The organism is Lactiplantibacillus brownii (assembly GCF_031085375.1).
GTDB lineage: Bacteria > Bacillota > Bacilli > Lactobacillales > Lactobacillaceae > Lactiplantibacillus > Lactiplantibacillus brownii.
Genome location: NZ_JAVCWF010000001.1, coordinates 2,672,066 through 2,685,213 on the forward strand (window position 1 = coordinate 2,672,066; position 13,148 = coordinate 2,685,213).

15 protein-coding genes are annotated in these 13,148 nt (G+C 44.6%); 8 read left to right on the plus strand and 7 right to left on the minus strand.

Annotation, left to right across the window (positions count from 1 at the left end):
- The first annotated feature begins 274 nt into the window (after positions 1 to 274).
- The 5 genes from RA086_RS12525 to RA086_RS12545 all read left to right on the plus strand — a co-directional run bounded on the left by RA086_RS12525 (position 275) and on the right by RA086_RS12545 (position 2,932).
- On the plus strand, positions 275 to 592 hold the full coding sequence (locus tag RA086_RS12525) for a PadR family transcriptional regulator (RefSeq protein WP_308704113.1): 318 nt from the start codon (positions 275 to 277) through the stop codon (positions 590 to 592).
- Positions 589 to 1,227 (plus strand): DUF1700 domain-containing protein, encoded by a 639-nt coding sequence (locus tag RA086_RS12530; protein ID WP_308704114.1) that lies wholly within the window; start codon positions 589 to 591, stop codon positions 1,225 to 1,227. The genes RA086_RS12525 and RA086_RS12530 overlap by 4 nt, the downstream gene beginning before the upstream one ends.
- Positions 1,211 to 2,137, plus strand: coding sequence for a DUF4097 family beta strand repeat-containing protein (locus RA086_RS12535; RefSeq protein WP_308704115.1), 927 nt, complete (start codon positions 1,211 to 1,213; stop codon positions 2,135 to 2,137). The genes RA086_RS12530 and RA086_RS12535 overlap by 17 nt, the downstream gene beginning before the upstream one ends.
- A gap of 118 nt (positions 2,138 to 2,255) precedes the next feature.
- On the plus strand, positions 2,256 to 2,726 hold the full coding sequence (locus RA086_RS12540; RefSeq protein WP_308704116.1) for a DUF2975 domain-containing protein: 471 nt from the start codon (positions 2,256 to 2,258) through the stop codon (positions 2,724 to 2,726).
- Positions 2,723 to 2,932 carry a helix-turn-helix domain-containing protein gene (locus RA086_RS12545; RefSeq protein WP_308704117.1) on the plus strand — a complete coding sequence of 70 codons (210 nt, stop codon included), beginning with the start codon at positions 2,723 to 2,725 and terminating at the stop codon, positions 2,930 to 2,932. Before RA086_RS12540 ends, RA086_RS12545 begins: the two co-directional genes overlap by 4 nt.
- Positions 2,933 to 3,327: 395 nt before the next feature.
- On the opposite strand, the gene RA086_RS12550 is transcribed toward RA086_RS12545, so the two are convergent.
- The 4 genes from RA086_RS12550 to RA086_RS12565 all read right to left on the minus strand — a co-directional run bounded on the left by RA086_RS12550 (position 3,328) and on the right by RA086_RS12565 (position 7,303).
- Positions 3,328 to 4,512 carry a GGDEF domain-containing protein gene (locus RA086_RS12550; RefSeq protein ID WP_308704118.1) on the minus strand — a complete coding sequence of 395 codons (1,185 nt, stop codon included), beginning with the start codon at positions 4,510 to 4,512 and terminating at the stop codon, positions 3,328 to 3,330.
- 234 nt (positions 4,513 to 4,746) lie between these two features.
- Positions 4,747 to 5,832: a YdcF family protein gene (locus tag RA086_RS12555; protein ID WP_308704119.1), complete on the minus strand. Its 1,086-nt coding sequence runs from the start codon at positions 5,830 to 5,832 to the stop codon at positions 4,747 to 4,749.
- Between the two features lie 68 nt (positions 5,833 to 5,900).
- Positions 5,901 to 6,656: an ABC transporter permease gene (locus RA086_RS12560; RefSeq protein ID WP_308704120.1), complete on the minus strand. Its 756-nt coding sequence runs from the start codon at positions 6,654 to 6,656 to the stop codon at positions 5,901 to 5,903.
- Complete coding sequence (locus RA086_RS12565) at positions 6,653 to 7,303, minus strand: ABC transporter ATP-binding protein (RefSeq protein WP_308704121.1); 651 nt, start codon at positions 7,301 to 7,303, stop codon at positions 6,653 to 6,655. Before RA086_RS12565 ends, RA086_RS12560 begins: the two co-directional genes overlap by 4 nt.
- Positions 7,304 to 8,079: 776 nt before the next feature.
- Here RA086_RS12565 and rlmD point away from each other — a divergent pair.
- Both rlmD and RA086_RS12575 read left to right on the plus strand, forming a co-directional pair.
- Positions 8,080 to 9,522, plus strand: a complete 1,443-nt coding sequence (gene rlmD, locus RA086_RS12570; protein WP_308704122.1) for a 23S rRNA (uracil(1939)-C(5))-methyltransferase RlmD — start codon at positions 8,080 to 8,082, stop codon at positions 9,520 to 9,522.
- Between the two features lie 21 nt (positions 9,523 to 9,543).
- The gene (locus RA086_RS12575; RefSeq protein WP_308704123.1) at positions 9,544 to 9,984 is read left to right on the plus strand and encodes a hypothetical protein; all 441 of its coding nucleotides are present in this window, start codon (positions 9,544 to 9,546) and stop codon (positions 9,982 to 9,984) included.
- Between the two features lie 45 nt (positions 9,985 to 10,029).
- Here RA086_RS12575 and RA086_RS12580 read toward each other — a convergent pair whose 3' ends face one another.
- Positions 10,030 to 10,845, minus strand: a complete 816-nt coding sequence (locus tag RA086_RS12580) for a Cof-type HAD-IIB family hydrolase (RefSeq protein ID WP_308704124.1) — start codon at positions 10,843 to 10,845, stop codon at positions 10,030 to 10,032.
- Positions 10,838 to 11,608 carry a DeoR/GlpR family DNA-binding transcription regulator gene (locus RA086_RS12585; RefSeq protein WP_308704125.1) on the minus strand — a complete coding sequence of 257 codons (771 nt, stop codon included), beginning with the start codon at positions 11,606 to 11,608 and terminating at the stop codon, positions 10,838 to 10,840. The genes RA086_RS12580 and RA086_RS12585 overlap by 8 nt, the downstream gene beginning before the upstream one ends.
- A 338-nt stretch (positions 11,609 to 11,946) precedes the next feature.
- Here RA086_RS12585 and RA086_RS12590 point away from each other — a divergent pair, with 338 nt between their 5' ends.
- Positions 11,947 to 12,525, plus strand: coding sequence for a L,D-transpeptidase (locus RA086_RS12590; RefSeq protein WP_308704126.1), 579 nt, complete (start codon positions 11,947 to 11,949; stop codon positions 12,523 to 12,525).
- Positions 12,526 to 12,623: 98 nt separating this feature from the next.
- On the opposite strand, the gene RA086_RS12595 is transcribed toward RA086_RS12590, so the two are convergent.
- The gene (locus RA086_RS12595) at positions 12,624 to 13,073 is read right to left on the minus strand and encodes a MerR family transcriptional regulator (protein ID WP_308704127.1); all 450 of its coding nucleotides are present in this window, start codon (positions 13,071 to 13,073) and stop codon (positions 12,624 to 12,626) included.
- Positions 13,074 to 13,148: the final 75 nt, after the last annotated feature.

The following is a 13,148-nucleotide window of genomic DNA, read 5'->3' on the forward strand; positions in this document are numbered from 1 at the left end:
AAAGCCCGGCTTGTGAGACCGCTTTTTGGCTCACAAACGTGGCCACCACGTTCCAGCATCAAGCCAGACCAACCGGAATGGCAAGCTAGGCGGATACTTGTAACTATGATAAGCCACACCTCACTAGTCCTAACTTTGTGTACCTCAATCTAACCTTTTGAATTTAATTGTTAATTCATCAATATCATTATTTTTATTGACGGATATTATAATACTCGTTATACTATTAATCGAGCAATACTATACGACGTATAATATGATAGGAGGACTAGTGATGGCTATTCAGATTAGTTCGGAACTGCTCGATGGCTGTGTTTTAGCGCTGTTGAGCACCGAGGATTATTACGGTTATGCTTTAACCCAACGATTACAAGCTTCTGTTACCGTTTCGGAATCGACCTTATACCCAGTTTTACGCCGACTAAAGAAAAATAGTTGGGTCACCACCTACGATCAGGCCTTTCAGGGACGTAACCGCCGTTACTATCAGATTACGGCAACCGGGGTCCAACAATTAACGAGTATCCAAAAGGAATGGGAAACTTATCAAGGGGCCATTCAATCATTATTAAAGGGGGCAGCGGCATCATGACGAACTACTTAGACAAATTTGAAGCATTACTCGTCCAGTTGAACGATGATGAACGCGACGAGGTACTTGAATTTTATCGCGAATATTTACTCGACGCGAACATCCAAGATTACGACGATTGTGTGGCAGAATTGGGCACACCCAAACAACTCGCACGGAAAATCTTGGCTGACTATTCAATTCGTTTCAATGAGAATTTAACGGCCGAATCAACCAAGCGTCAAAAAGGGCAAGCCGGTGTCCGGGCCATTTGGTGGGTCGTGTTGGCGTTACTTTCGACGCCCATCACCATTCCAGCGCTGATTGTCATTTTAGCGGTCTTATTCGCCTTAGCGGCCGTTGTCTTCGCCATTGCTGTCGCTGTTTTTGCCATAATTCTCGCTGCGACCCTCCTAGCTTTGTCCGCCATTACCGCCGGAGTCGGAGTCTTCACCCAGTCGCTATGGACCGCCATCTTCTATATTGGTGGTGGCCTCACAATTATCGGGATCGAACTACTGATTTTCCCACTGGTCATGTGGTTCATCAATCTAATCATCCAAGGCGTTTCAACCATTGTGCAACGTCTATATCATCGATTTGTTAAACGTAATCGTGCTGAGAGAGGAGGTCGCCATCATGAAAAAAACCGTTAAAATTGGTTTCTTACTATTAATTTTAGGAATTATTTTAGTTATTTTTGGCGTCGCTAACAACGGCATCAAAACGGTCTACTGGCATAACGGTTTTCATGTCGCCAAACACTACGTCAAAACGAGTCATCCCAGTGAAATTAAGCAAATCACTTTAAAGACGGGGTCTGACGTAATCGTTCGTTCCGGCAGTACTAACAGCGTTCGTGTCACCAGCACCAATGAGCGACCCACGATTAAGAACGATCATGGTCATGTGACGATCAGTTCTAAATCGAAGAATTATAGTTCATTTAATTTTCAATTAACGACCCCCGTCGTGAATCAAACGATCATTACCGTTGCTAAGAACACTAAGCTCGACCAACTTACTGCCGGACAAGCGCAAATTGGGGACGTCCGTCTCAGTGGTCTGACCATTGATAAACTCACTGCACAGCCACAAGGGGCTTTAACGTTACGCGATGTTACCGTCACCCAACCGCTAAAAGACCTCACGGCATACGATGCGCATTTCACCAGAGTCACGGCCCCTAGTCTAACCGTTAAAAGTGACGGCGACCTCACCATTGATCAAAGTCAATTCGAACAAGCCGCTTCCTCACTAACGAGTAACGACGATATGACGATGCGACAAACTAAGCTTAAAAGTGGTCAAATCAACAGTAGTGCCAGCGATGTCAGTCTCGTGGATAATCAATTGTTGGGACAATTGACTGTCAAATCAACCGACAGTGATATTCATGTCAAAACCGATCAAAACAATGGGATCAATGCCCATACCGACACTGGTGATTTATCTATTTTTGGTTGGCACAGTGACACTCAAAAAAGTTACCAACATCAAATTAAAGCCAGTCAGCAATATCGGCTCATCTCAACTAATGGCGACATTACTGTCACTGACTCATAATCATAAAACGGGCCTGTTAATCACGGTGCTCGTTTTTTTATCGAAAATTAATAATTATTTATTGTTTATCGATAACAAGCGGGTATAATTAAACTAAAAAAAGATGAGGTGTTCTGTCATGAAGAAACAGACTTTATTACTCAAATTAGCCTTAATTATTATTAATTTTATGGTGCTAGTCGCCGCGACCATTGTTGTTCCGACCATTACTCGCTCAACGCGCTGGGACTTTGGCATCTGGGTTTGGCCGTTTAGTATCGGATTATACGCAATGCTCGGACTAGTTTTACTGGCGATTACTCAGGCTTGGCAATTGCTTAAATTAATTGACCACCAAGCTGTCTTTACTGCTGCGTCAGTCATTGCGCTCACTTGGATCAAACGGGACGCCTACAGTGTTGCGCTGATATTCACCGTTCTTTTACCATTCTTCTACATCTGGGTCCAAGCGGAAGACGCCCCTGGATTATTATTACTCGCCATTATTCTCACTGGAATCGCCTTGGTCATTGGCCTTTTCGCAAATATTCTGGCTCAATTATTAGCTAGTGCCATTCAAATCAAAGCAGAAAACGAGTTGACGATATGATTACGATCAATTTAGACGTCATGCTAGCCAAACGTAAGATGAGTCTCACTGAACTTTCCCAAATCGTTGGCATTACGATGGCCAACTTGTCGATTTTAAAAAATGATAAGGCTAAAGCCGTCCGTTTTTCCACCTTAGCTGCCATCTGCCAAGCGCTAGATTGTCAACCAGGGGACCTCTTGAGCTACGCTGCCACTACTGAATAGCACATCATAACTAAATATACGCTTAAGTTGCTGCTCCGGTTAGTCTGAACCTAGACCGTGTTTGTGAGTCAAAGGCCGGTCTTCATCAAGCTTTCATTAGACACCGATTTACTAGTATTTTATTGATTACAACCATTATTCAACCGCCGGAGTTGACCAGTACGTTCGCTGTGTCGAGACACTTAGCTGGGCGAATTTCCCCAGGTTAGTGTCTGGGCCGACTTTTAAGACGTGGGCTTCGGCTTGAAAGCGCCCTGCAGACCGACTTTTGGCTGCAGGTCTGCCCCCACAGCGAACGTGCTGGTCAACGGAGGCGGTGTCACAATGAAGACGAAACAAAAACAACTTAAAATAGCGCTGATATCCGCATCAAGCCGAATATCAGCGCTATTAGTTTAACCCACTGCTAGGGTATTGCCTTCTACAGTAATTCGATTACGACCAGCCTCTTTTGACTGGTACAAATAGTGATCGACGCGACTAAACCAATCATTAAACGTGACATCGTTTGGTTGCAATTGTGAAATGCCAAAGGAAACCGTCACTCGCAATTTTTGTCCATTAAAATCAACGGCTTCATTTTGAAGGTCGTCTCGAATCGCGGTGATGGTCGTGCGGGCCTTGTCTGCCGGAGTTCCACGAAAGATCACGACAAACTCTTCGCCACCATACCGAAAGAGCTGACCATGCGTTGTTTGTTTATACAAGGCAACTTCAAAATGTTGCGCAACATGCTTTAAGACTGCATCACCGGTCATGTGACCGTATTGATCATTAAAACGTTTAAAATGATCGATATCAAACATCGCCATGGTTACCGGTAGCTTTGGTCGATCCTGATAAGCTTTGAAGACCTCCGCTTGTACCGTGTCAAAGCTGGCTCGATTGCGAACTCCGGTCAATTCATCATAGTTAACCTTTTGATCAAGCTGCGTGAAACGGTCGATCAACCGACTGATTCGTTGAACACAGAACCGAATGATCCACATATAGACGATAAACACGATCAGCACATTAATGGTGTAAGCGAGTTCAAAACGATGCACGGACCAAATAATGAACCACCACGTCCCGCCGTAAACAAGTTGCAACGCCAAGTAACGCCACTGTGATCCCATAATAGAAGATCGGTGACGAGAAAAGTAAATAATAGCGCTGGAAAGTAACACAGTCATTGTGATAAAAGTCGCTACAAAATGTGCGCCTCTACCAAAGTACATCCCCTGACCGTAAAAGAGAATCGGCATCAAAATATTGATGATTTCGACCGCTAAGTTGCGCATCGTATACAAACTAAATAGTAAAACCGTCAATTGCGCCGTCGCATATGACCAACTTAGCATACTGCCAGAGTTGATCGTAAAAAAGATCTGCCGCAACAACAACATACTCACCACTAAGCTTGCCGCTTCCAACCCATGAGCCACTAATGTTACGCGGGGCTGTCTTAACCGTAATGCGCGATGTTCAAGGAAGTAAGTCAGGATCGTCATCACCGTAATCAGGCCAGTGGTAATCAAGGCAACGATGACAGTATTGATATTAAGAAAATCATTTGTAAAATCTTCAACTAGCTGCACCTGACTCACCTCTTTGACACTACGTCCAAATTTGTTGTCCTATTAAGGATAGTACCATAAAGTGCTTTGAACTGTTAGCGCCTTAAGCAAAAAACCCACCTGTAATTAGACGATAAGAATGCGGTCATTTTGTTTAATGACACACAAAAAGCCCGCCAGGCGGGCTTTATATTGTTCAATAATCAACCGATATTAACCAAATGTTACCGTTAACTTTTTTCAAGGGTGAATCACTCAGAGTTGACCGCTATACAGATCCAACCAAACCATGACAACGGACACGAGCAACATGCCTAGCGTCGCGGCCGCGTGCCACCACTTGTGACGTGCAAAAATTGCGATATATTCTCGAATAATGGCGTCTGGCAAGAAGAACCGTGCTGTCCGGGCACCAATACCATCAGCTTTCAAACCGGCTTGTTTCGCAAACATCCCGGCCCGAAAAGTGTGATAATTATTCGTCACAAAGATCGTGCGCGGCGCCTGGATCTGACCTTGATCAATCAAGCGTTTACTGAACCGCATATTCTCTAAAGTCGTCGTTGATTTGGTCTCAGCCCAACCGGCCGCTGCTGGCAAACCATGTGCAATCGCATAGGCTAACATTGCCTGACCTTCAGGTACCGTTTCATCTGGCCCTTGTCCGCCCGAAAAGATCATGATTGCGGGATGTCCCGTCTTGCGTTGCTGCTTCTGATAAAATTTCACCCCGCGCATGATTCGTTGTGCTAACAACGGCGAAACTTCGTCTCCATTTAGCAAGCCAGCGCCCAGCACAATAATGTAGTCTTGTCGCAACCGCGGATGATTAAACTGATAGATGACCAGCATCGTCAAATAATTATAGAACCAAAAAGCGACATAAAAGATCACCAGATTTGGAAAAATCGTGATGAACGTATTAACAGGTTGTGGCACCCGATTACCAATCGCACTGGCAACGAACGGTAAAATTAAGATAGCTAATCCCAGAATCAGCGTTAACATGTTGGCCAACGTATGACTTTCATGTCGCCAAACAATCCAAGCATTCCATAGTAGTAAGAAAGCTTGTAAAAAGAACAACACCCCTAATAACAGAATAAAGCTGATAAAAATCGCGCCACAAATGATGATCAACCAATGATTATTCGTCCCAAAAATCGTCATCGCCAGTAACGCTAAAAATGAATAGAAAAATAGCGAAAACCAAATGCCATTACTCAAACGAGCCTTATCGTGCCGGTATCGCCAAGTGAAAATCACCCCAAAGACTAGTGGTATCAACCAACCCCAATAGTACTCGGTAGGTATTGGCACCCAAACCGCTGTATTACTCAACCACGCACACCCCCTACAAAATTCAATCTATCCTAGCATAACCAAAATCAACCATTTTTTCACCATAATTATTTCAATTGTTTCTGTTCGCTATAAAAATTTCGATAGGCCAAGTAACAAGCAATAATCGACCCCAAGCTCGTGGCCGATAACAGCATAAACGTGACCATAATCTGGTATTTAATCGCGCGTACCGGATCGACCCCCGCAAAGATCAGTCCAGACATCATTCCCGGTAGACTAACCAACCCCACCGTTTTGGCGGAATCAATAGTCGGTGACATTCCCGTGCGGATGGCTTCACGTACAATTGCAATCGAAGCATCCATTAAGCCTGCACCTAGCGCTAACCGTTCTAAGACCCCTTGTCGTTGATCGTGAAACTGGCTATTCAAACTACGATAAGCCAGGCCAATTGCGACCATTGAATTAGACGCAATCATTCCTGAAATTGGAATCATCTGTGCCGGAATAAATTTGATGGCACCAGCCAACACGAGCACCCCCAAGGTAACGCTTGTGCTGATAAAAATCGCCAAAAATGAGATTGGCAAGGCATGCGCAATCCCGGCACCACGTTTTTGTGCATTCCATGCAGCGTTAAAAATAATGAACAAAATCATGGCGGTCGTTAACCAAAAGTTATTCACTCGGAAGATATATTTCAATAAATAACCCACCAAGAATAACTGAATCACTGCCCGGACAACACCAATAATAATATCGCGATCCAAGCCTAATTTTTGCCATAAACTAATTGCCAACGCAACCAGCACTAACATCGCTGCTAAGAACAACGACGTGTTGTTAACAACTAAATTCATGCGCCCACCTCCAGACGCCCATCGACCACGCGTAACAACTGATCCGCGGTATTAATTTCCGTGGTATCATGCGTAATCATGAGTGTGGTGACTTGCCGTTCCTGATTCAAATGTCGTAACCATTGATGAATAATGGCCTTATTATCAGAATCTAACCCGGCAGTGACCTCATCCAACAATAAAATCCGTGGCAAAAAAAGAATGTTTCGAATTAACGCGACTCGTTGTCGTTCACCGCCAGATAAAGCTTCAATCTTTTGCGACAACATCGTACTAGGCAATCCGACGTAAGCTAGTGCCGCTATAACGTGGGCTTTATCCATTGGTAGCTTGCGGATCTGATAAGGAAAAGCTAAATTATCAGCTACGGTAGCCCCGAATAGCGTCGGTTGTTGAAAGCAATACGAGACTTGCCGTCGATACATGATCGGATCGTAACGCTCAATCGGACGACCTTCAAAAATCAACTCACCACTCGTCTTCGAAATCATCGCGGCCATCAATCGTAACAAGGTACTTTTACCACTACCTGAAGGACCCGTGATCGTATAGTGGGCCCCCGCTGGCACGGTCAAATTAATATCTTTCAGGATCAACTTATCCCCAACCTGATAATTGACCGCTTGCAAACTCATCAAAGTTGCCATGCTCATTCCTCCAAGTAAGCTCAATTTACTTTCAGTTTAGCATGTTCGGATTCAGCTTAGAATTTTTGTTACTTGGTCTAAAGGTTGAAAGTTAAAAATTGCCGGTCTGCACTACTACATCAACAATCCGGTAATGAAAACTAGTCGACTACTGCCACTTCCGGTTGTTGCCGATAACATGCGGACGAGGGACCGGTTCAAGCCATAGAAACGTCTTGAATCTCGCCCGGAAACTTTGCCAAATCCGCAAATCTCCCGGACCGTCCGTGGTGTAAGGCCGGCAAAAGAACGCCGGTCAAACACTACCTGCACGTCCGATGCTATCAGCAACAACCTCCAGCTAAGTCAGTAGTTATTTACGCTTAGCGGAGTCAGTCAAAATCGGTGTGCAGTGTCGGCGAGATTAATCGGCGTTCTTGGCTGACTAATCTCGCGGGACAATTCAAAGACGTGTTTTGTCAGCTTGGAATTGAGGCGTCAGACCGTACCTTGGCTGGCGCCGTCCTCCACAGCACATCGATTTTGACTGACGAAGCGCTAAATTTAGGTGAGTCTATTTTAGGCTTATGGGTTCAACATTTGTGATGCTTTTGATGCTTTTGAGTCTTTCAACCTTTAGTTACTTGGTAAAAAAGGCGCTGGATTTCCCACTTAAAATTACGATGATTAAACGTGGTAATCTCACAGTTTACGTGCCGGTTTCACCCGCACCCTAGATCGACATGCTATAATGATTTGAACGCAGTCAACAGAAAACGAGGTTAGTTAAAGCTAATATGACACAATCGAATCATTATCCAAATCGGCGGCCAGCGCGACCGACTCAACGCCGCCAACCAACCGAAAAAGTCCAAAGCGATATCACCCTTGGTCAACGCTTCCCATTAACTATCAAGCGTCTAGGGATCAATGGCGAAGGCATCGGCTACTATAAACACGTCATTACTTTTGTCAAAGGTGCATTACCTGGTGAAGTCATTGTTGCGGAAGTGACCACGGTCCACCCACGTTACTTAGAAGCTAAAATTCGGAAAATTCGGAAATTTAGTCCTGATCGTGTCGACCCACGCGACGCCTATGCCGATGAAGTCGGTGGCTTCGAACTAGAACATTTAGACTATCCAGCACAATTGACGTTTAAACAAGACTTGATTCGTCAAGCCTTGGAAAAGTATCAGCCAGCTGGGTTTCGTCAATATGATATTCGCCCAACCATTGGGATGGCTAATCCTTATGAATACCGTAATAAGGCGCAATTTCAAGTTCGGCTGATTGATGGTCACGTGGCAGCTGGGCTCTACAAAGAAAACAGTCACGACTTAGTCGACCTCCCCACTTGTTCCGTCCAAATGCCAGTGACCATGACCGTTATGCGGGCCGTGGTAAAGTGGCTAGAAGAACTCGCGGTGCCAATCTATGACGAAGAGCACAACTCTGGTATTGTTAAAACTGTTGTCGTCCGTGCAGCTGCCGCAACCGGTGAAGTTCAATTAGTTTTCGTGACGAATACGCCTAAGTTTCCCAAAAAGCACCAACTATTAATGAAGATTGCTGACAAGTTGCCAATGGTCGTTTCCGTGATGCAAAATGTCAATATCGGTAAAACTTCTTTGATTTGGGGCGACCAAACCACGTTGCTTGCGGGGAAACCAACGATTACTGAAGAACTCGACGGCTTAGCCTTTGACTTGTCTGCTCGAGCCTTCTTCCAATTAAATCCAGAACAAACGAAGAAGCTTTATCAACTCGCACGGACTGCCTTAAATCTGGCCCCACATGAAACTTTAGTGGATGCTTATTCCGGTGTCGGTACTATTGGCTTATCTTTAGCGGATGTCGCGCAAGAAGTTCGTGGGATGGATACCATCCCAGCTGCCGTCGCCGATGCCAATGAAAATGCCAAGCGCAACGGCATCACGAACGCCAAGTATGAAGTTGGCGAAGCAGAAACGTTGTTACCACAATGGTTAGCTAGCGGTTTTGCCCCAGATGCTATTGTGGTCGATCCGCCTCGCACTGGCTTAGATGATGTCTTGATCGACGCTATTTTACAAAGTGCGCCTGAAAAACTGGTTTATATCTCATGTAATCCTTCAACCTTAGCGCAAGATCTACGTCAATTGACGCGCGGTTATCAGGTTGATTACATTCAATCGATTGATATGTTTCCACAAACTGCCCGTTGTGAAGCGGTCGTTCGTTTCACCAAGCGGCATTAATCAGTAAGGGAGTTATTGCTTATGGCAGATACGGATAGCCAAATCGCTTTGACGATGACCTTTAGCTTACGGCCACCGTTCAAGACCCATTTCTTATTGTTGAAAGATTATATTGCCGATGTCCGAATTCCAGAACGCGATGGCATGCTCACGACATTGATTGCCAAGAACATTCCCATGTCACCGGCGTTAGAACAGTTAAAAGCCATTTTTGATGACGTTAAGAATCCCATCTATTGGCAATTGCATGATCACGCCGTGCAAGAATTCTTCGCCAATCATCCTGACAAACGTCCCATTTTGCCGTTGGACTTATTGCAAGTCGTTCTCAACACGCTCAGTGCTCAGGGTTTGACGAATGATCAGTTGATCGTCATTATGAAAGATATTTTTAATCGTCTGCAAACTAATCAGTTCAATGCACAAGCGTCACAACGAATTCTGACGGAATTTACGAAATAAGAGCCAAAAAAATCCAGCGTTGGCTGGATTTTTTTATCTTCACTTTTAGGCAAAATACTGATCTAAAACTTGTTGTATCCCATTATGATTATTATCGGTCGTCACGACAGTTGCGGCAGTCTTTACCGCTGCGGGGGCATTGCCCATCGCGACCCCAACCCCAACGAGCTTCAACAACGCTAAATCATTAAAGTTATCCCCAAACGCAATGGCTTGAGCTGGGGATAACTTTTCATCTGCAATTAAAGTCTGCAATGCCGCTGCTTTTGACACCCCAGCCGCCACAATTTCCAAATAAGTTGGTTTTGAGCGATACGCTGAAATACCAGCGAAGACGGGTGCTTGTAAGGCCTGTTCAATGGCTTGAATTACCGCCGGAGCTGCCATGATCATCACTTTATGACTCACTGCGGTTGGTCGTTGTAGCCAAGCCGCTTGGTTAACAACTTCCGGTTGATAGCCAATCCCAGTTGCTTCCTGTGTTTCCCATGACCCCATTTCTGAGACCAACCACTGATTGCCCGTATAAATGTTAATTGAGGCTTCTGGCCAATTTTGGGCTACTAATCGTTGTACCTTAGCCGCTAATTGAGGTTCAATCGGACGTTCTTCTAACACGGTTAACTTGGTCGCGGTCATTTTTGCAGTCAACGCACCATTGTAAGCAATCATGGTTGAATTGAGACCCAGTTGTTGTGCCAAGCCAAACATACCTTTTGGTGAACGAGCTGAAGCCAATACCATGGTAGCGCCAGCGTTCACGGCCCGCTTTACACTCATCACGGTCGCCGGCAAAATTTTGGCCTCATCCGTCAATAAAGTCCCATCGATATCGCTCAAAATTAATTTTGGTTTAGTCATCTTGAAGTCCCCCCGTTAAAGTCATAAAAGTTGTCGTTGGTTTAAACCAAGCCCGTTCGGTTGGGCGTAGTGGCTCATCCGTTACAACCACTTGCAATTGTGCCAATGTCCCACCTTGAAACCGGGCTACTTGGCCAAACTTGCGATGTTCACAGACTAAAACGCCTTGTGCTGTTTGTGCCAACGCTTGGCGTTTCACCGCCGCATCGGCCTCATCGCTAAAATAAATTCCCGTGGCGGTGACCGTTACCGCGCCAACAATCACTTGATCAAATTGAACATGTCGTAAGGCGGCTAACGTTTCGGGGCCAGCCATAAATCGGTTCATCTGATTAAGCTCGCCCCCCAGTACATGGAGCGTTATAGCTGGATTCGTTGCCAAACTAATCGCGTTGTCCAGTGAATGCGTGTACACCGTAACCTGCTGCGTTAAAAGTTGAGTTAATTTAAGCAACGTGGTCGACACATCAATAAACACATATTGACCAGCCGTAATCAATGGTAAAACTGTCTTGGCTAACCCAATTTTAGTCGCCGTAAATTGTTGCAACCGATCTTGAAAGCTCGGAATCTTCGACCCAAAATTAAGCACCTGAACACCACCATGAATCCGCTGTGCTAACCCTTTTTCCGTGATTGCGACAATATCACGCCGCGCCGTATCACGCGAAACATTTAACTGCTGCATCACATCCGCGACACTCATCTGGCGCGCTCGGTCTAATGCTTGCAATAATTTTTGTTGTCGTAACTGTTGCACCATCCACTTAGCCTCCAATTCATCTTGTTAAAATCATCATAGCACGTTTTAAGCATTTGTAAGCATTTAATGATTATTTTTAAGTATTAAATAACCATTCGTTTAGAACCTTTTAGGATGATTAAACGTATTTGACATTGTATTAAGACCACTTTGGCCTAGATTAAGACAGCGCTCGAACGTTTAAGACAACTTATCACCACTTTAAGATATCATTCCAAAAAATTACGTACTCAGCCTAGTTCATTCTCAGGGAGGCCCATTGTATTTAGACATTTTAAAGCTTATAACGGTAGTTGTTCGGCAAAAGATATAATTAGTTATTGTATGGAGGCTAAAAAATGGCACGGCGGAAAAAATTATTTTTATTAATTGGTATTGTGCTGATTGTAGGCCTATTTACCGGACACAACATTGTTAAGAATCGGACTACGGCGGCTAAAAGTCCAGCAAAATCGACAATCATGCGCACACCCATCAACTGGCGTAAATCATCAGAAAAAGTAGCTTACCCAAATGTGACTCACGATCCAAATTTGTGGATTCGAGTTTCATTAAAAAAACAACACCTTTATTTGATCAATCATCAACATGTACTTTACACGATGTATGTTTCAACCGGCCTACCAACCGCTAATCATCATACACCACGAGGAACTTATCACGTTCAAGCCGAACGAGGGAAGTATTTCTATAGTGCAGCAGTCAACGAAGGGGCCTACTATTGGGTCTCATGGCTGAATCATGGCGAATATTTATTTCATTCCACTCCGGTCAACGCGCAAGGCCACTTCATCAAGTCCGATGCCGCTGATCTAGGCAAAAAGCCTTCCTCACACGGTTGTGTTCATTTAAGTCTCGCAGATTCAAAATGGCTTTATCAACATATTCACTATGGCACCAAGGTTGTTATCGAATAAACCTGATGACGTTAGCCTTTTGTCACATTTCACCTATAGCTCTCAGAAATGACAAAAACGAGTTTGGAATTTTATCCCAAACTCGTTAATCTCAATCATCACTGATTTTTAGCCTTCAAAATAAACTTCGGTTGATCATTCACTAACTTGGCAAAAAGTTCTTGCGTTGGATCTGGATCAAAAGTCCCCAGATCAACCAATAGCTGGCCATCATCCGCCACTTCAAAGCCTTGATACCGACCAAATAAAACACGATACATCGTTTGAGCCGGCCGCATCCGTTCATCTACTTGTGCGGCAGCTGCTTTCAAAGTATAACCGGTCTGCAACAAATTGCTCATGGCGGCTGCTTTAATCACCATTTTCATGGTATAAATACGCGCACGCCCCGGTTCGTCTTCATTTTTAGGAATAATGTATCCTTTTTTTTGCCAATAACGTAGCTGGCGTGGCGAGACACCAGTCATTCTGCTTAACTCACTGATACCAATCGTCAGTTGTCCCCGATGAAACAAGTCACGGAAATCCGGACTCGGTTGTTCAGCCATGCTAGCGTCCCCCTTTCCAAATGCTTTCGTCAATTTAAATTATAGCATGGAATGGCGCGACGCCAGTGGATAAGC

What these genes read in the sequence shown, in the direction of transcription:
- RA086_RS12525 (WP_308704113.1), top strand. Translation starts at nt 275, where the DNA reads ATGGCTATTCAGATTAGTTCGGAACTGCTCGATGGCTGTGTTTTAGCG.
- RA086_RS12540 (WP_308704116.1), top strand. Translation starts at nt 2,256, where the DNA reads ATGAAGAAACAGACTTTATTACTCAAATTAGCCTTAATTATTATTAAT.
- RA086_RS12545 (WP_308704117.1), top strand. Translation starts at nt 2,723, where the DNA reads ATGATTACGATCAATTTAGACGTCATGCTAGCCAAACGTAAGATGAGT.
- RA086_RS12560 (WP_308704120.1), bottom strand. Translation starts at nt 6,656, where the DNA reads ATGAATTTAGTTGTTAACAACACGTCGTTGTTCTTAGCAGCGATGTTA.
- rlmD (WP_308704122.1), top strand. Translation starts at nt 8,080, where the DNA reads ATGACACAATCGAATCATTATCCAAATCGGCGGCCAGCGCGACCGACT.
- RA086_RS12535 (WP_308704115.1), top strand. Translation starts at nt 1,211, where the DNA reads ATGAAAAAAACCGTTAAAATTGGTTTCTTACTATTAATTTTAGGAATT.
- RA086_RS12585 (WP_308704125.1), bottom strand. Translation starts at nt 11,608, where the DNA reads ATGGTGCAACAGTTACGACAACAAAAATTATTGCAAGCATTAGACCGA.
- RA086_RS12575 (WP_308704123.1), top strand. Translation starts at nt 9,544, where the DNA reads ATGGCAGATACGGATAGCCAAATCGCTTTGACGATGACCTTTAGCTTA.
- RA086_RS12565 (WP_308704121.1), bottom strand. Translation starts at nt 7,303, where the DNA reads ATGGCAACTTTGATGAGTTTGCAAGCGGTCAATTATCAGGTTGGGGAT.
- RA086_RS12580 (WP_308704124.1), bottom strand. Translation starts at nt 10,845, where the DNA reads ATGACTAAACCAAAATTAATTTTGAGCGATATCGATGGGACTTTATTG.
- RA086_RS12530 (WP_308704114.1), top strand. Translation starts at nt 589, where the DNA reads ATGACGAACTACTTAGACAAATTTGAAGCATTACTCGTCCAGTTGAAC.
- RA086_RS12590 (WP_308704126.1), top strand. Translation starts at nt 11,947, where the DNA reads ATGGCACGGCGGAAAAAATTATTTTTATTAATTGGTATTGTGCTGATT.
- RA086_RS12595 (WP_308704127.1), bottom strand. Translation starts at nt 13,073, where the DNA reads ATGGCTGAACAACCGAGTCCGGATTTCCGTGACTTGTTTCATCGGGGA.